This window comes from Legionella shakespearei DSM 23087 (assembly GCF_000373765.1).
Taxonomy (GTDB): Bacteria; Pseudomonadota; Gammaproteobacteria; order Legionellales; family Legionellaceae; genus Legionella; species Legionella shakespearei.
Window position 1 is genome coordinate 7,248 of sequence record NZ_KB892396.1, and the last position, 17,818, is coordinate 25,065.

Here is a 17,818-nt window from a genome sequence, read left to right on the forward strand (position 1 = left end):
CTAATACGGGCTACAAATTCTGCAAGATATGGGCAGATATATAGTAGAGTGCCCCCATCATAGTGTTTTAATGAACTCGTTAAAACATTCTTGCACTTCTTCCTGTTTAAGAATCCATGGACAATGTCCTGCATCAATCACTTTGTTGATTATATTTGCCGATTGGAATCGTTTATCTTGTATAAAAATCTGGGGAGGGCAAATAAAATCGTGTTCACTGGCAATGGTCATTGCTGGTATTAAAGAGGGTTGCCATTTGCATTGATAGTTCGCATAAAAATTATGAATGGTGTAATCATAGGCCTCACTGTTAAAGGCAAAAAGCGGTATCATTTGTTCCCCTTCACGCATTTCTTCAGCTGTAAAACAATAATATTTATAGGTATTCCAGAATTCTCTATACGTCTCATCAGACGGGTTTAAATGATAGACGGTGGCAGGAGCAACCAAATCGGGAAGCTGATGTTTTTCTTGCATCGCCGCGACATGCTCAAAAAAACTGTTTTTTGTTGTGGTATTCATCATCACAAGGCCTGACAGATGTGGTTCAATTTCAGGAATATTCAAGACAAACATGCCGGCAAAACTGTGAGTGACCAATACCGGATTATGAACTGTTTGTAATAACGCAATCAGTCCCTTTTCCCAATCTTTAAAATCAAGAGTCCCTTGAGGGTTTGTGCCATCCCTGGGGAAATCAAGCAGCAATATGCTGCCTGGTAATTTCAGGTTTTTGCAAAAATCTATTAAATATTCGGATCCTAAGCCAGGACCACCTGGCAAAAATATCCAGGTATAACCAGAGCTTTGTACTATTGGGTTAATTCTATAACCATGATCTGTGAACTTCATACTGCTTTTATCCAACATATAGTTTCAGATTCGTAGCCCGCATTAGCGTGAGCGTAATGCGGGAACATGGGTTCCTTGCCACTTCGATCCCGTATTACGCTTCGCTAATACGGGCTACGTCCTTTGTTTTTTATAATGTATCGTTGCAGGAAATAAAAAAATTCCCGCTTGTGCGGGAATTATATAATAAATGCTTGATTTGGCGAATCAGGAACCCTGATTTTGACGCTCTTTGATTTCAGACAAGGTTTTGCAATCAATACATAAGGTTGCAGTAGGTCTTGCTTCAAGGCGTTTGAGGCCAATTTCAATACCACAGGCTTCGCAATAGCCGAAATCGTCATTTCTTAAACGTTCCAGAGCATCTTCAATTTTCTTGATAAGTTTTCGCTCTCTGTCACGGGTACGCAGTTCAATACTGAACTCCTCTTCCTGGCTTGCTCTGTCAGAAGGATCAGGGAAATTGGCTGCTTCGTCTTTCATGTGGGTCACAGTTCGGTCGACTTCTTCCATTAATGACTGACGCCAGGCTAACAATATTTGTTCAATATGAGCCAATTGCTTTTCATTCATATACTCTTCCCCTTCAGTCTCCTGATAAGGGGCGATTCCCATGCTTCCTATTGCGTCGTTTTTCACGTTGTATTGTCTCTCATTGGTTTTATCAATTAATTGTTCTGTCATTTTGGCCTCCAACTCCTCGGTCTGTTGACTTTGAAACTGAGTTCTGTGGAAGTCGCAAGATATACCAAAAATCGACAGATTCATCAACAAAATAATCTTTTAATATCAATATCAAGGATGCCAACCTCCACTAACCCTATCATGTCCCTGAATATCTTGCCAGCACTGCACATTTTTATATCCTGATTTATTAAGTATAGTCTCAATATCAGTTTTTTGATCATACCCGTGCTCGAGCAAGAGTAAACCATTAGGCAAGAGGTGGTCATAACCGTGTTGGATAATATATTGTAGATCAGCTAATCCTTCTTGACTACTCACCAATGCACTTCGTGGTTCAAATCGGACATCACCTTGATTTAAATGAGGATCTTGTTCATTAATATAAGGAGGATTAGAAATAATTGCATGATATTTTTTTTCTGGCAGGGCACTAAACCAGTCTGAATGGTAAAAATGAATAGTGCCAAGACCTAAATCTGCTGCATTTTCCATGGCTACTTTTAAAGCCTCTTCACTGGCATCACAGGCACTGATTTCCCAATCAGGCCGCTCTTTGGCAAGTGCCAGGGCAATGGCTCCACTGCCTGTTCCCATATCAAGAACAGAGATATTGGGCTGATCACCCAGAAGTTCCAGAGTTAACTCAACCAGACGTTCTGTATCATGCCTTGGAATTAACGTATGGCTATTTACTTTTAAAGTAAGAGACCAGAAATCACGGTATCCTGTAAGGTAGGCGATTGGAATTCCCGAAGCACGTTGCGCTATCAGTTGCTTAAAGGCTTCTGATTGCTCAGCGTTGATAGCTTCTTCAGCATGCGCGTAAAGATAAGCCCGGTTTTTATTTAAAAGATGGCCTAATAATAATTCTGCTTCCAGACGGGTATCGGTATCGAGCGCGTCAAGTTGCTGCGAGGCTTGTTCCAGAGCCTTGCGGATACTAATCATTGCGTCCCAGTTCCGCCAGTAATTCGGCATGGTATTCGCGTTTCAAAGAGTCTATAACCAGGTTTAAATTTCCTTCCATTACATCACCTAACTGATAAATGGTCAGGTTAATACGATGGTCGGTCAGACGCCCCTGTGGAAAATTATAGGTACGGATGCGTTCCGAACGGTCGCCAGTTCCTACCAGTGATTTACGGGTTTGTGCCTGCTCTTTTCTTTGTTTGCTTTGTTCTGCATCCAATAAACGGGTTTGCAGCAGAGACATGGCTTTTGCACGGTTCTTATGTTGAGAGCGCTCATCCTGACACTCTACAACCACGCCAGTCGGAATATGAGTAATTCGAATGGCCGAATCCGTTTTGTTAACGTGCTGGCCTCCGGCACCTGATGATCGATAGGTATCAATACGTAAATCATCGGGGTTAATTTGAATTTCATCAATTTCATCAACTTCGGGCATAATAGCTACTGTGCAGGCTGAAGTATGCACGCGGCCTTGTGATTCGGTTTCTGGCACTCGTTGAACCCGATGTGCCCCTGACTCAAATTTTAATTGCGAATACACGGCACTGCCGCTGATTCTGGCAATAATTTCTTTATAACCACCGTGTTCTCCATGGCTTGCACTGATTAACTCCAGTTGCCAGCCTTGAGTTTCTGCGAAGCGGCTGTACATGCGATAAAGATCGCCTGCGAAAATGGCTGCTTCATCGCCACCAGTCCCTGCGCGTACTTCAAGATAGATATTGCGTTCATCGTCAGGGTCTTTAGGAATTAAATGCCATTGCAACTGTTCATCAAGCTCTTCCACCAATTGTTTGGCACTGTCTTGTTCTTCTTCTGCCATTGCAGACAGTTCTTTGTCATCACCATTCAAAAGTTCCTCTAAGGACAATAAATTATTTTTAGCATCCAGATAGGATTCATAACATTGAGCAACCGGATCCAGTTGCGCGTATTCTTTGGATAAGGCTTTAAACTGATTTTGATCGGCAATCACAGACGCTTCGGATAATAAACGACCTACTTCCTGAAAGCGTTCCAGCATTTGCTGTAATTTTAACTCAAGAGATTTCTTCATAGGATGATTGGCATTGTGTGGTTGTATTAAAAAGGTATTGCGCCAGTGACAACAAGTCTTCCCGACCGTCCCAGGCAATTTGTCTTAAGCCTGTGGTTGGATTATGAGTTAATTTGTTTACCAGGCGCTCGCTGAATTCATTAAGAACCGTCTGTTGGCTTTGGCCGGCAGAAAGCTTTTTCAAGGCACGTTCCAATTCCTGTTGTGCCAGCTGTTGCATTTGACTGCGATAATCGCAGATTACATCTTTTGCCCTTAAGGAACGGTGCCAGCGTATGTAATTATCCAGTTCACTTTCAATTAATTGCTCTGCCTGAAGGGCTGCATGCCTTCTTTCATCCATTCCCTTTTCTATCATGATGTGTAAATCATCCACATTATAAAGATGAACTTGCTCTAATTCACCGACATTGTTTTCAATATCGCGAGGAACAGCCAGGTCCAGGAAAAACATAGGTGCTTGCTTTCTTTGGCTCATTGCATGTTCGACCAGGCTTTTATTAATAAAGGGAAGAGGGCAGGCCGTTGCCGAGATAACCACATCTGCCTGGGGCAGATATTGGGGAATGTCACCAATGGAAACTGTTTTTCCGCCAAAAGTATCAGCAAGCTTTTGGGCATTTTCCAGCGTCCTGCTGGCAACCATAAAGCGGTGCACTCCATGTTGGTATAAGTACTTGGCGACCAGGGATGCTGTTTCTCCAGCGCCAATTAAAAATACATTGAGCGGCTTATAATTTGTAAATAATTGACCTATCAGTTGCACTGCTGCATAAGCAACAGATACGGGATTTGTACCTATACCACTGCGAGTTCTTATTCTTTTTGAGGCACTAAAGATGTATTCAAAAACCGGACGCAGTTGTGTTTTGACTGTGCCCAGACGACAAGCCTGCTGGTATGCCTGTTTCATTTGCCCCAGAATTTGTGGCTCACCTATCATCATCGAATCCAGGCCGCTGGCAACACGCAGGGTATGTTTGATTCCCTGATTGCCTTCATGCACATAGAGAAAAGGCGATAATTCATCTTGTAATAATTGATGTTCGTTTGCCAGCCAGTGGCTAATGATTTCTGGCTCTTCAGTATCGCAATAAATTTCGGTGCGATTGCACGTAGATAAAATAGCCGCTTCGTTCACTGCCGGAAGTTCTATAAGACTGTGCAGCAAGGAATCCTGCATAGCAGCAGGCAATGCGACTTTTTCACGCACATTAATTGGAGCCGTTTTATGATTAAGTCCGCAAGCGACAAACATTATTGGATATTATTAGTCATTGTTTCAGTTGAATTAATGAATTGTAACCGATCAACCGCAAAAGGTGTAGAGAAACAACGAACAAATCCTAAAGTAGTTTTTCATTTGGCCGTCAACAATGATAGCCACTTTTTGCACACACTGTGTAAATTAGAAAGGAGCAGCTAATGGACATTATCCTTCAAGGTCAACATAATGCTGAAGAAATGGTTGAGAGCCTCGACCGGGTTTTGAAATTATTTAAGGAGCGTTATCAGGTTGAAGGTTTTCGTGAAATCCATTTGACAGTCACTTTATTGGATCAACAAGGTGATGAGGTGGAGTTAATAGATACTGAATCTCATCAGGCTTATCGAATTTTCGAAGTGTACCGACAAGGATATGAATTGGACGGACGCAAAGGTATTCCTATGCTGCAGTTAGTAGTGGATAATACCAGTAAATAAAATATTGTGGCACGAACGTAGCCCGGTTGTAAGCAGTTGACTCTTCTACACACGATCCACGTCGTCCTGAGCGCGTCTTTTGGCGAAGGATCTCCTGAAAGCGGCACGGTGCCAGCATTTGGAGATCCTTCGCGCCAAAAGACGCGCTCAGGACGACGTGGAGCTGCTACGGACCGTCCACAGCTAATCCGAATAGATACAGGAGTTACTATGTTGATGGCGATATTAGCCATAATTCTCACCCTTATATTGGTCGTGGGTATCCATGAAGCAGGACATGGAATTGCAGCGCGTATCTTTGGGGTAAAAATAAAAAAAATTTCTATTGGTTTTGGCAAACCCTTAATTCAATGGCAACGCCCCAATGGCACTGTATGGAGCTGGGCAATGTGGCCTTTGGGTGGCTATGTTGATCTTCTTAATACGAGAATCACTCCTGTTAAACCCGCTGAAGAGCCCTATTGTTTTGATAAGAAGCCTGTTTGGGTGCGCCTGATTATTTTGTTAGCAGGTGTGTTTGCTAATCTCCTGACAGCCTGGATTGCTTTCGCTCTGGTTTTTTATATTGGTATTGCTTATAAAGTGCCACAAGTGCAATCAGTTCAGCCAGATAGTCTGGCTGCTCAGGCTGGAATAAACCCGGGAGATCAAGTGCTTGCAATACAGGGGAGACAAACATCTTCCTGGAATGCGGTGGGCATGCAATTGATTATTTTCTGGGGACAAAAGGATATTAAAGTAACGGTGAAACAGGCTCAAAATCAAGCTCTGAAAGAGGTCACTCTTGATTTAAGCCTGCCTCGTTTTACCCAAAAGCAACGCTCTTTGTTAGCAGGACTTGGCATAAGTCCGGATGCCTCCGCAGCGCAAGAGGTCGTACGCGCTTCTTCACTGACTGATGCAATGTGGCAAGCGAAAACAACAATCCTGCATTTGCTTTATTTCTTTATCATGATTTTAAAACAGTTGTTCACTGGTGCGCTCCCATTTTTTATTTTATTAGGGCCTTTAGGCATTTTTGCTGCTTCTGTCGCTTCCTTGACTCAAGGCGTGATGATTTTTATTTATTTCATTGCAACTTTTAGCGTGGCTGTTGCCTTGGTTAATTTATTTCCCTTACCTGGCCTTGATGGTGGTTCCATGGTGTATTTGTTAATAGAAAAGATAAGAGGGAAGCCCATATCGGTCGCGATGGAAGTTTTATTATATAAGCTGATGATGATTGTGTTTTGTGTATTATTAGTACAATTGTGTTTGAATGATTTGGCCCGATTAGTGTAGGGTTATTGTTCATTGTGTTAATACAGTGAAAGATGCGAATAAATATGAAAATCTACGCAAGTGGCCCCTCCACCTTCGGGGGAGGGTGATTCTGCATAGTTCGGAGGGTTACTCAATTATGAATTTTTAACAATTGTTCGTGCACAACACCAAACATCCACTCTTTTCACCCCGGCATTTTTTAAACTGAAAGCGATTTCATTTGCCGTACTGCCGGTTGTTAACAGATCATCAACGAGAGCAACATGTTCATAAGTCATAGGAGCGGTATGAAAGACTCCCTTGAGGTTTTTTTGTCGCTGTTCACTGTCTAATCCTGCTTGTGGTGCGGTATTAATTACTTTCTTACAGCTGGTCAAATCAAAAGGAAGACTTAACTTCCTGGCCAGCAATTTAGTCAAAATTGCTGCCTGATTAAACCCGCGAGCCTTGAGACGGCTGGGGTGCATGGGGACGGGAATAAGACATTGGGGTTTGGGCCTGTCAGTGTCCCAGGCCTGCACCATCAAATGACAGAATAAATTAGCAAGATAAAGGCCATTGTAGTATTTAAATTGATGCAGCAGGCTTCTAAGTGGTTCTTCAAAGGAATAAGCAATAAACGTTGCATCAAAATGCGGAGGATTTTTAATGCAGTGTCCACAGATTAAGTAACCATCGTCAGGAAGAGGGTAGGCACACTGGACACAGCGACAGCCCAGACGGCTCATTAATTGAATGCATTCAGCGCACACAGCCAAGGTGCTTTTATGAAATTGGTTGCACAATGTGCATATTGAAGGCAGACGTATACTTCGTGTTATACTGATTATTTTCTGGCGCACGAGCGTTGGATTTCCTGTATTTAACTTTTTTCCTGGTCAGTATAATGGCGGTCAAAAATGAAATTAGCAAGGCATTTAATCAACATGCCGCAGAATATGAACTGGCAGCAAAAGTTCAACATGAAATTGGCGAAAGGCTGTTTGAGCGTCTGCAGTATTTAAAAATGGCTCCTCAGCGTATCCTTGATTTGGGCTGTGGCCCCGGGATGTTTTCGCGTGAATTGGCAAAGATGTATCCCAAGGCGCAAATTGTTGGCCTCGATTTGGCTCAGGCTATGTTGCTGCAAGCCAAAAAGAAACAGAGCTGGCGGCGTAAATGGTCTTTAGTAACTGCGGATATGAGCCATATGCCTTTTCCTTCGGGTCTTTTCGATTTGGTATTTGCCAATCAGGTGATTCATTGGGGGCATCCGCAGGCTCAGGTTTTTCGTGAAATTAACCGGGTAATGAATGTGAATGCCTGTTTTATGTTTACCACTTTAGGGCCAGACACGTTTAAAGAGTTAAAAGCCGCATGGTCCGGAGTTAATGAATTTCAGCATGTGAATGAATTCGTTGATATGCATGATATTGGCGACAGTCTGATGGCTGAGCACTTTTTAGAACCAGTGATGGATATGGAGTTATTAGCTGTCCATTATGAGACTTTGCCCCAATTATTAAATTCTCTGCAAGCCCAAGGGGTAAGAAATATTAACCCGCAAAGGAATCAGGGCTTAACCGGTAAAAAATCGTGGCAGCAATTTGAGCGCAATTACGGGGCATTGCAAACCGGTAACGGTAAATATCCCCTTACTTATGAAGTAGTTTACGGGCATGCCTGGAAAGGGGAACAGCGAAAAACAAACAACGGTATTGAGACCTTGATCCCCTTGTCCCAAATCAAAAAAAACATTCCTAAGGGGATATAACCTGTCGTAAGGAATTTCGATGACTAACAATCAGCATGAAGCAGATATTTATCAATGTCCTCTGGCCACACCTGTAGATGCGACCCAGTTCACGGTGGGTGATCTTCATGCTAATTCCATGTTGTTCCTGTATTTTCTTGCTGAAAAAGGCATAGTAAAAATCAGTGATGCACATTACGAACGTTTAAAAAATATATACCTCAAACATCCTGCTTCAGCTCCTGATCGAGAGCCTTCAGAACAGCCACTTGCCTCAGAAGACATTATTGAATTCAATCAAATCATTGATGGGCTTGAAGCCGGGGAAAAACCTCTGGTCCGACTGATTGGCGATGAGATTTGCGACCGCGGCCAGAATGATTATTTTATTTTCAAAATTTTAAAAAAATTGAAACAGAGCGGTATTCCCTATGAAATACTCCTTTCCAATCACAGTATCGAATTTCTTATTGCCTATGAGTATTTAATTGGGAACGATGTGACTAACCTTGGTGCCCCCAATATTAATTTTTCCGGGCAGGCAAAATCATTAAATAATATGAGAATGCTCATCCAGGAAGGGTTAATTACCAGGGAAGAAATTGATGAACTGGTTAAAGACGTTTATAAACCAGGCTTAAGATTACTGTCGTATTCTATAAGCGGGAATGATATTACCCTCTACAGCCATGCAGGAATTGATTTGAAAACCATCCGTTACATGGCTCTTAAATTCAGGCAATATGGTGTGGTGTATCAGGATGGCAGTATTGAAGAATTAGCCCGCACAATTGATGCGATTAATGAAGTATTTGCGGAACATGTACGACTTGGTATGGTCCATCAATTACCTGTAAATTTAACACTGCGTCCTAATGCTAAAGATGATCCCATCACTTTTGCACTTTGGAATCGCGAGTATTCTGAATTAAAACGGAATAAACAGCATAAAGGCTATAATGTCTTTTATGTCCATGGGCATGACTCTCAGGAGCCAACGCATGAAAACATTATCAATCTTGATGGTGTTCTGGCTAAGGGGATTGCAGCAAATATTGGTGATTACACTGGCAGAGTTTTTGCCACCAACGGGGGGCCGTTATCTGGAGTTGCCAATGAAATTGCCGAAGCAAAATTACATGCAAGGCATCAGGTAATATTAAATAAAATTGATGCGATTTTTGCCGAGCTTCAGAATAGGATAGGAAAAGAAAATCAGCACAATAACACAGAAGCTCTTGATAAAGCTGGAAAATTAATTACGGCTTTACAAAAGGCGCGTGATAAGTATGAAGAACAATTAAAAAACGGAATACCTTATCTTAAAGCGGGATTTCAATTTAAAAGAAAATGCGAACATGCGATTGAGGATGTAAGGACTGTATTGGAGCGCGATTTGGGTTGGGGGGACTTTCTGACCAATCTGTTGAAAACACTGATGAATGTGGTAATCCAGGTCTTTACTTCTAATCCGAATGCTCTGTTTACAGCGAACAGATCCAAGGCAGCCGTGGCTTTAGATCAAATGGAAGTGGATTTGAATTTGAAGCACAGTCCTTAAAATGTAGCCCCCAAAAAAATCCACGTCGTCCTCCTGATCTACGTCGTCCTGAGCGCGTCTTTTTGCGCGAAGGATCTCCCCATTCTGGCACCATGCCACTTTCTGGGAGATCCTTCGCGCAAAAAGACGCGCTCAGGACGACGTAGATTATTACGGCTATCGCCTAATACGGGCTACGTATTATCCCAATTGATTCCCTGAGTCTGGGTTAGGAGCATCGGTCTTGCTTTCTTCTGCTTTGGGTTCTGGGCGGAAAAATGCGTGGCGATCTTTTAGCAGATGTACTTCTTTCTCAAAGCGCGCCCCTTCGCTTTTAAACAAGTCGAAAGGTTGTCTTCCAGTCGCTGCATAGACTATACCCGCAATAAGTAATCCCGGTAAAATTCCTGTAAGTACGGTTGCAGCAATGATTGCAATACCTTTAAGGAAATTCAAAGCCGAGACATGGGTATCTTTCTTAATGATGTCCATATTGGTTAATGGCTCAGAGCTGATAAACGAAGTTTGTGCGCTGTCCAGATAGGCATAAAAGTCTTTAATTTTATCTTCTGGTTGCTTCGATTTGCTTTTTAATAAGGAAACCAGGTGGCTGATAACAGGATTTATTGATGCTTTCTCTGGTCTTTTATGCAGATCGGCCTGATATTTCTGAGTTAAGGCCAGCAGCTCACTGACGATATTTGAACATTCTTGTTCTTGCTTCAGATCCAAAGTTTCAGGCTTTTTCTCTGGCATTGCATCTGGTTGAACTGGAGTAATCAATGGAGGCGTCTGTGCTGGCAAAATGGCCGGAGCATCGTTATCGATCGTTTGTTTTGGGCCATTATCCCGATCATAAACCGCTTTCTTCTTGTTTACACTTAACTCTTGCTGCGCATAAGCTTCTGGCGTTAAAGCGCACTGAGCCTTAAAAACACTGCCTATGTTATCAGCGACGTGACATGAGGCATCTGTACCACCATGACCGTCATATACTCCCATTAAAAAGGGTGGTGTTTCTTTCGTGATGGTTTGAATTGCGACAGAAATGTTATCGCGAGATCCATCACGTTTTGCTTGCTCCACTAACTCTTGAGCCAATGCTTCTTCAGATTCATTGCCTGGTGAAGACATGTCTCTTAAAATACGGAACAGATACTGTTCATGTCCTTGTTTGGACTGATCTGAACCTGCACCATCAGTAAATCCATCACAAGTTGTAATAATTTGAATTTTGCTTATCTTTTCTGGAGCAATGTTCAGCCTGTCAGCAATCTGAGCTGTACTGGTAATATCAATTTGTGCTTCAGAACAAACACCTGCCTGTTTCAGGCTATTATCACCAATCGCACGTGATACAGCCAAAGTTCCGTTAACCCTGCCCAAAAAGATAAAACCACCCGCCGCTTCAATTCGGGTTTTTTCCTCTAAATTGGTAGGCTTGTGTGTCACACTGTTTAAACGGACAACACCAAGAACTTGTCCCCATTCATCGTAAACCGCAGCAAAACTGGCTGCATCTGCCAGGGTGGCTGTGATCAGATTTCCTTTACCATCGTATACAGTTGTTGATGCCGTTGTACCTGCCTTTAACTCAGGTTTTTCCAATAATTGATAACTGGTCCATAAACGGTGGCCAATTTCTTCCGGGCTTAAAGGTGTTGTGGTATTGGCAGCGGTTAATTCATTGTTCTCCAATACATGCCATGCCAAGGCATCTTCCTGAGCATCACGGTGGGAAAAATTGGCTGTTTCATAATAGCCAAAATGGTATTCTTTATTAATTCCTGACACATTTTCTTCAATGTTTTGCGGTTTGGAAATGATATGCGGCATTATCTGCTCCTGGAAAAATACATTGTGATCAAAATTATATCACATTAAAAATGAATTAAATAGACAATCAGAGGGCGATTCACTCTGAGCATTCAACCAATTTACTGCGTTTTTCCAATTGGCTGGTTAATTCAATTAAATGATTTGCTTTTGCACCAAATAATTTTAAAGAATCAAGTGCAATCTGGTAATGGTTTGCTATATCGGCTTCCAATTGGGAACGTGTAAACAGGGTAGCAAAAGTTGTTTTTTTATTGGCCAAATCGGAAGAGCGTCCCTTTCCTAAAAGTTCGGCGGGAGCATAGTAATCCAGATAATCATCTTGTATTTGAAAGACAAGACCAATATGGTGAGCATAAGTTCTGAGCGCTGCTGTTTCCTGTTCTGTGGTGTTGCTCTGGGCAGCCAAAACCATTTCAAAACAAGCCTGAATCAGTTTTCCTGTTTTAAGGTGGTGTATTTCTTTTAATTGGGCTTCAGTTACGGAAGAGGTAGCCAGTTCAGACAGGTCAAGGCTTTGTCCACTCACCATACCACTCACACCACTGGCCTTAACCAATTCGCGGGTAATCGCTACAATTTGCCCGGCATGGAGTAAGGGGGGCAAGCGTGTCAGTAATGCTTCTATTGCCAAAGCCTGCATGCCATCACCAACCAAAATGGCTGTGGCCTCATCGTAGGCTTTATGGCAGCTCGGTTTGCCACGGCGCAAATCATCATCGTCCATAGCTGGAAGATCGTCATGAATCAGTGAATAACAATGAGTTAATTCTATTGCTGCTGCTATCACATCCAAAGCAGAAAGGCTGACTTCGAGAAGTTCACCTGCCAGATAAACCAATACTGGCCTTATCCTTTTGCCACCCGGAAATAAAGAATAATGCATGGCCGACTGGATGACTTTTGCAGGAGTTTCTGTGCCCGCAAGCAATTCTTCAAGATAGCGTTCGTGTCTTTGGGTATATAATTCAATCACTTATTGATTCATCCGAATTAAGGTCAGCACTTTGGGATGCGGTGGTTAAAATTTCTATCTTTTGTTCTGCCTGGTTTAATACCTCCTGGCAATGTCTGGCAAGTCCGATTCCCTTTTCAAATTGTTTGAGTGACTCTTCAAGAGTTAATTCACCTTTTTCCAACTGTTTTACAATCTCTTCCAAATCAGATATTGATTGTTCGAAATGAATGCCTTTGTCCATAAAAGATTACCTGTCTTATCAAAAGGGGTGATTATACTGAGTTAGATTCAGGATTCAACAGTGTTAATTACTTTGCATCCCCAGATCCACGTTGTCCGATCTACATCGTCTGATCGATCCACGTCGTCCTGAGCGCGTCTTTTTGCGCGAAGGATCTCCTGAAATTGGCATGGTGCCAGTATTTGGAGATCCTTCGCGCAAAAAGACGCGCTCAGGACGACGTGGATCGATCAGACAACGTGGATTAGCGCAGCGTAATAGTAATACAGGAATATTTTACCCCGTACCCATTAAAGGTTATGATTCGTCTAAAGCTCTTACGCAGGTTAAATATCATGAAAACCAAAACACAGTTTGTCTGTAATCAGTGCGCAGCAACCTTTAAACAATGGGCCGGACAATGCGTGCAATGCAGTGCCTGGAATTCCATTGCTGAAGAAGGGGTGATTCCGGAAAGCAGGAATTCACGAACCGGGCAATGGGCCAATCAGCGTTCCATGATCACGGCTGTTGAAGATGTCGTTATGGATAAGGAAGTGCGTATGGACTGCGGTTTATCCGAATTAAACCGCGTTTTGGGTGGCGGTCTGGTTTATGGTTCAGTGGTATTGATTGGCGGAGACCCGGGGATTGGCAAATCGACTTTGTTGTTACAGACCTTAGCCAATTTATCCATGCAGGAAACGGTTTTATATGTCACCGGTGAAGAATCCTTACAACAAGTGGCCATGCGTGCCCAGCGTCTGGGTTTGCCTCTGGCTGGCTTGCGCTTGTTGGCAGAAACACAGGTTGAAGCCATTCTTGCTCATGCCCAAAAAGAAAAACCGAAAATTATCGTTGTCGATTCGGTACAGACTATTTTTACTGAAACCATTAGCTCAGCTCCCGGAGGCGTGAGCCAGGTTCGTGAATCAGCAGCGCAATTGGTTCGTTTTGCCAAAATGACCCAAACGGCGGTATTTTTAGTCGGCCATGTCACTAAAGAGGGGACTTTGGCGGGACCACGTGTTTTGGAACATATGGTGGACAGTGTCTTGTATTTTGAAGGGCAAAGTGACAGCCGTTTCAGAGTGATAAGGGCGATTAAAAATCGCTTTGGTGCGGTCAATGAGTTAGGTGTTTTTGCTATGACCGACAGGGGCTTGAAAGAAGTAGCCAATCCTTCTGCTATCTTTTTATCCCGCCAGCCAGAGCCAACACCAGGTAGTGCTGTCATGGTTACCTGGGAGGGGTCTCGTCCCATGCTGGTTGAAGTTCAGGCCTTGGTTGATGAGTCGCACGGACAGCAAGCCAAGCGGGTAACAGCGGGGCTGGAGCATAATCGCCTGGCCATTTTATTGGCCGTTTTACACCGGCATGGCGGTATCGCTACTTATGATCAGGATGTCTTTATTAATGTAGTCGGGGGTGTCAAAGTCACCGAAACCGGCAGTGATCTGGCCTTATTGGCTGCCGTTGTATCCAGTTTGCGTAATCGTGTTTTTGACAGTGAAACCATTATTTTTGGTGAAGTGGGATTGGCTGGTGAAATCAGGCCGGTACAAAGTGGCCAGGAGCGCATTAAAGAAGCAATAAAGCATGGGTTTAAACGCGCTATAGTGCCCTTTGCCAATGCTCCCAAACAACAAAGCCCTGACATGATCATCGAACCTGTTAAATATTTACGCGAAGTATTGGACAAAATGTGAGTATTACTTATGAGTTATCCATTAGATGGCGAAACAATAAAACACTTTCAGGAGCAGGGTGCAGTGTGTATTCGGCAATTGCTTCAGGCTGACGAAATTGAGTTGTTACGAAAGGGAATCGAACTGAATCTGGCCTCTTTAAGCCCACGGGCAAAGGTTGCAAGCAAAGCTGATGATCCGGGTTTTTTCGTAGAAGATTTTTGCACCTGGCAACAAAATCCATATTATCAGCAGATCATCTTTGAAACAGCTCTTGGAGCCGCGGCAGCCCAATTAATGCAAAGTCAGACGGTTCGATTGTATCATGACCATTTGCTGGTTAAAGAACCAGGAACCCGGCAAATTACTCCATGGCATCAGGATCAACCTTATTATAATGTTGAAGGCAGAATGAATTGCAGTTTTTGGATTCCGGTTGATCCAGTCAGCAAAAATGCAACTTTGGAATTTGTCGCCGGCTCCCATCTTGGTCCTTGGCTTATGCCGCGCACCTTTATGGATAATCAGGCGAAATGGTTTCCCGAAGGAAGTTTGCAGGAGCTTCCCGAAATAGAAAAAAACAGAAGCTCTTTTCCTGTGATTGGTTGGGAAATAGAACCTGGAGATGTGGTTTGTTTTCATATGCTGACTTTACATATGGCCAGAGGAGTGGAAGGCAAACAGCGTCGACGCGTGTTTTCTGTACGCTTTCTGGGAGACGATATGGTTCATGCGCCCAGACCCTGGCCGACTTCGCCGGACTTTCCTGGTTTGGCTGAAAGTTTGCCGGCAGGCGTAAGGATGGAGCATCCTTTGTTCCCTATAGTCAAATAGGTTCATTTCTTATACACTGAAAATGTACTTATGAGGAGTATAAGTAGGCTCAGGACTCACTGCCATTAAATTAAGGGGTTCCGCCGTCCCGCGGCTTGTCCGCGGGATCCAGAGATCTCATTCCGATCTTAGATCCCTGGATCCCGCGGACAAGCCGCGGGACGGCGGAGTAGATGGCAGTGGGTTCAGGATAGAGCTTTAATTTAAGAGTTATATTTACAAGGAGTTATTATGACTTTTCCTGCTGAATTACAAGCACGTTTCATCAAGGTATTAAGTAAGGGCAAAATCGCTTACGCCAGCGGTTGGGCGAATTATATGGAGAATGTTTCCAATCCGGCAGCACTTGTTGTAGAAATTAAAACTGAAGAACAATTACAGACCGTCATTAAAGCTATAAAAGAATTGAATGCAGAGAGAACTCCTGATGATAAAATTACAGTCAGAGCCACTGCAGGCTGGTCTGACTCCAAAACCTGCGGTTGCAGTTTGTTCCCCTGGAACGATGCTCAGGAAAATCAATACAATGAAGGTTTTTCATTTTCTCAGGTAGTGGGAGGAAGAACGGCTCCAGGAACTCCCGGAACCGATGTCGTTATTCGTTTCGCCAAGAAATTTCACCATAAAAAAATCATCGGGGCTATAGATGAGCCGGTCGTGTTCAATCCTGAGAACCCGATTCATCAATTGCCTTCTACTTTAGTAGAAGTCAGTGCCGGGGTGCAGATTTCCGAATTCGCTGATTATTTACGTAAGCATAACTTGTCGTTGCCTACGGTGAGCATGATTGCCTGGGTTACTGCTGTCGGTTTGGCTGGAACTGCAGGACATGGTACGGGGCGGGATGAGCCCGCATTCAGTGGCTTAATCGAATCCATCAGAGTGTGTGACATGGATGGAGAAATACGTGAAATCAATGCCGATCATCCTGATTTTGAAGCATTACGGGGTGGTCATAGTGGTTTGCTGGGGGTAGTGTTAAGTATTAAATTACGTGCAGTTAAAGCATTTAATTTACGGGAAACCATTGAGTTATATCCCAATACAGAGGCAATGACGGGTAAACTGGATGATGTATTAAAGGATAATCAATACGTGAGCATCATGGGGGTACCCAGTTACGGTTGTCCGGAAATAGCAAAACTGGTGCCCAAATGGCAAGTCCGCAAGTGGAATTATTCAACAGAAAAGCCTACTAAGAAAGCTAATGCACCCTATGATGCGGATATACGCTCTTTTGCTCAGGAATTACAAGTGCGTGTAGGTGCTTCAGTGATGGAGTTTTTACTGGATTCGGGATTAAAGCATTTAATGCCAGCGTTTATGTTGCTTTCTGCGGCTGTTGTAACCGGTACGCGAGGCACCAAGGCCAAAGTAGATTTTGAAAATCACATTACTCATCCTCAAGTTGCTTTTCCCAAGGACATGCGTGACGTCAGTTACCTTATCCCGGTCAAGGATAGTGAGGCAGGGACTCAACTGGAAACCATACTGGAAAAGATGGAGTCTTTGTTAAACAGTGGGGCTGCTCGTGGCGAATATCCTGTGACTTATGCTGTGTATGTGCGTTACATCAAGGGAACAAATGGTGGTCTATCAACCAGCTTCACTACGGCGGAAGACGAACACATTTTGGCTATAGATGTAGTGACTCATCCAGAAGCCCCAGGAATTGCCCGCTTTGAGCACGATTTTATGACTTACTTAAAAGAGAATGAAATTACTCCGAGAAATCATTTGGGTAAGAATTTTCCTGCCGGCGTGGTTAGCTATGATCAATTTTTAGGTGCTGAACGCGTTAATGGCTTTAAATCAGTTTTAGAGCGTTGGTATAACAGTAACCCTGAGGCTCACGATGGCGCTGAGCGTTTGGCCATGTCACCGTTTAATACTCCTTATATGCAACAGATGTTAACTCCTCGTCCGGCATTAAAGGCAGAATTGGCTGATGAACCTGAGCTTAATAGCGTAGAAGTGCCTCATAATGATCATACGGATATGGAGTGTGCTGAGTTTTTGAATAAATTACATGCTGAAGTAGCTCAGTTGGAGGTTAATACTGAAGAGGGAGTCGCAGCTAAAAATGCATTTTTGAAAGCCTGTATGGCCGAAATGTCGCTCAGAAGTGAAAGAGTGCATGCTTCAATGTAGTCTGAGTTGTCTATATCAGAGGCACTGCCATTAAGGATCTCCGCCGTCCCGCGGCTTGTCCGCGGGATCCAGGGTTCATAAGAGGCGTAGCCTTGATGCAGCGATAGCGTAATCAAGGTTTTCATGCTGAAAGGTAAAGACCATAGGAAAACCTTGATTACGCTATCGCTGCATCAAGGCTACAGCTTTTTATATATTTAAATCAAGCTCCTTATCCATAACTCACGTGAGTTATGGATAAGAAAGTTGTTTGCACCAGTCGTTACTTCGATGCCGTTCGGGCTGAGGAGAGGCGGTAGCCTCGTCTCGAAGCCTTAGCACCAT

16 protein-coding genes are annotated in these 17,818 nt (G+C 43.4%); 7 read left to right on the top strand and 9 right to left on the bottom strand.

The window, feature by feature from the left end; all coding sequences use genetic code 11:
• Positions 1 to 57: 57 nt before the first annotated feature.
• The 5 genes from B094_RS0107420 to hemA form a co-directional block, all read right to left on the bottom strand.
• Entirely contained in the window at positions 58 to 852 is a 795-nt protein-coding gene (locus B094_RS0107420) for an alpha/beta fold hydrolase (RefSeq protein ID WP_026253930.1), read from the bottom strand.
• A gap of 207 nt (positions 853 to 1,059) precedes the next feature.
• Positions 1,060 to 1,536: an RNA polymerase-binding protein DksA gene (dksA, locus tag B094_RS0107425; RefSeq protein ID WP_018577179.1), complete on the bottom strand. Its 477-nt coding sequence runs from the start codon at positions 1,534 to 1,536 to the stop codon at positions 1,060 to 1,062.
• Positions 1,537 to 1,647: 111 nt separating this feature from the next.
• On the bottom strand, positions 1,648 to 2,487 hold the full coding sequence (prmC, locus tag B094_RS0107430; RefSeq protein ID WP_018577180.1) for a peptide chain release factor N(5)-glutamine methyltransferase: 840 nt from the start codon (positions 2,485 to 2,487) through the stop codon (positions 1,648 to 1,650).
• Entirely contained in the window at positions 2,480 to 3,568 is a 1,089-nt protein-coding gene (gene prfA / locus B094_RS0107435) for a peptide chain release factor 1 (RefSeq protein WP_018577181.1), read from the bottom strand. The genes prmC and prfA overlap by 8 nt, the downstream gene beginning before the upstream one ends.
• Positions 3,552 to 4,829 carry a glutamyl-tRNA reductase gene (gene hemA / locus B094_RS0107440; RefSeq protein ID WP_026253931.1) on the bottom strand — a complete coding sequence of 426 codons (1,278 nt, stop codon included), beginning with the start codon at positions 4,827 to 4,829 and terminating at the stop codon, positions 3,552 to 3,554. The genes prfA and hemA overlap by 17 nt, the downstream gene beginning before the upstream one ends.
• 164 nt (positions 4,830 to 4,993) lie before the next feature.
• Here hemA and B094_RS0107445 point away from each other — a divergent pair, with 164 nt between their 5' ends.
• The gene (locus tag B094_RS0107445; protein WP_018577183.1) at positions 4,994 to 5,272 is read left to right on the top strand and encodes a hypothetical protein; all 279 of its coding nucleotides are present in this window, start codon (positions 4,994 to 4,996) and stop codon (positions 5,270 to 5,272) included.
• 210 nt (positions 5,273 to 5,482) lie between these two features.
• Entirely contained in the window at positions 5,483 to 6,553 is a 1,071-nt protein-coding gene (locus B094_RS0107450) for a M50 family metallopeptidase (RefSeq protein WP_018577184.1), read from the top strand.
• A gap of 116 nt (positions 6,554 to 6,669) precedes the next feature.
• Here B094_RS0107450 and B094_RS0107455 read toward each other — a convergent pair whose 3' ends face one another.
• Positions 6,670 to 7,377, bottom strand: coding sequence for a ComF family protein (locus tag B094_RS0107455; protein ID WP_420324235.1), 708 nt, complete (start codon positions 7,375 to 7,377; stop codon positions 6,670 to 6,672).
• Positions 7,378 to 7,421: 44 nt separating this feature from the next.
• Between B094_RS0107455 and bioC the strand changes: the two genes are divergently transcribed.
• On the top strand, positions 7,422 to 8,288 hold the full coding sequence (gene bioC, locus B094_RS0107460; protein ID WP_026253932.1) for a malonyl-ACP O-methyltransferase BioC: 867 nt from the start codon (positions 7,422 to 7,424) through the stop codon (positions 8,286 to 8,288).
• Positions 8,289 to 8,307: 19 nt separating this feature from the next.
• Complete coding sequence (gene wip / locus B094_RS0107465) at positions 8,308 to 9,828, top strand: Dot/Icm T4SS effector Wip (RefSeq protein WP_018577187.1); 1,521 nt, start codon at positions 8,308 to 8,310, stop codon at positions 9,826 to 9,828.
• A 180-nt stretch (positions 9,829 to 10,008) separates the two neighbouring features.
• Here wip and B094_RS16850 read toward each other — a convergent pair whose 3' ends face one another.
• From B094_RS16850 to B094_RS0107480, 3 genes are all read right to left on the bottom strand, one after another.
• Positions 10,009 to 11,643 (bottom strand): PP2C family serine/threonine-protein phosphatase, encoded by a 1,635-nt coding sequence (locus B094_RS16850; protein ID WP_018577188.1) that lies wholly within the window; start codon positions 11,641 to 11,643, stop codon positions 10,009 to 10,011.
• A gap of 79 nt (positions 11,644 to 11,722) precedes the next feature.
• Entirely contained in the window at positions 11,723 to 12,619 is an 897-nt protein-coding gene (locus B094_RS0107475) for a polyprenyl synthetase family protein (RefSeq protein WP_018577189.1), read from the bottom strand.
• The gene (locus B094_RS0107480) at positions 12,612 to 12,842 is read right to left on the bottom strand and encodes an exodeoxyribonuclease VII small subunit (RefSeq protein ID WP_018577190.1); all 231 of its coding nucleotides are present in this window, start codon (positions 12,840 to 12,842) and stop codon (positions 12,612 to 12,614) included. Before B094_RS0107480 ends, B094_RS0107475 begins: the two co-directional genes overlap by 8 nt.
• A gap of 335 nt (positions 12,843 to 13,177) precedes the next feature.
• Between B094_RS0107480 and radA the strand changes: the two genes are divergently transcribed.
• The 3 genes from radA (at position 13,178) to B094_RS0107495 (ending at position 17,494) form a co-directional block, all read left to right on the top strand.
• Positions 13,178 to 14,530: a DNA repair protein RadA gene (radA, locus tag B094_RS0107485; RefSeq protein ID WP_018577191.1), complete on the top strand. Its 1,353-nt coding sequence runs from the start codon at positions 13,178 to 13,180 to the stop codon at positions 14,528 to 14,530.
• A 9-nt stretch (positions 14,531 to 14,539) separates the two neighbouring features.
• A complete protein-coding gene (locus B094_RS0107490) occupies positions 14,540 to 15,343 on the top strand; it encodes a phytanoyl-CoA dioxygenase family protein (RefSeq protein ID WP_018577192.1) in 804 nt (267 codons plus the stop codon).
• 231 nt (positions 15,344 to 15,574) lie between these two features.
• Entirely contained in the window at positions 15,575 to 17,494 is a 1,920-nt protein-coding gene (locus B094_RS0107495) for an FAD-binding protein (protein WP_018577193.1), read from the top strand.
• Positions 17,495 to 17,818 lie beyond the last annotated feature (324 nt).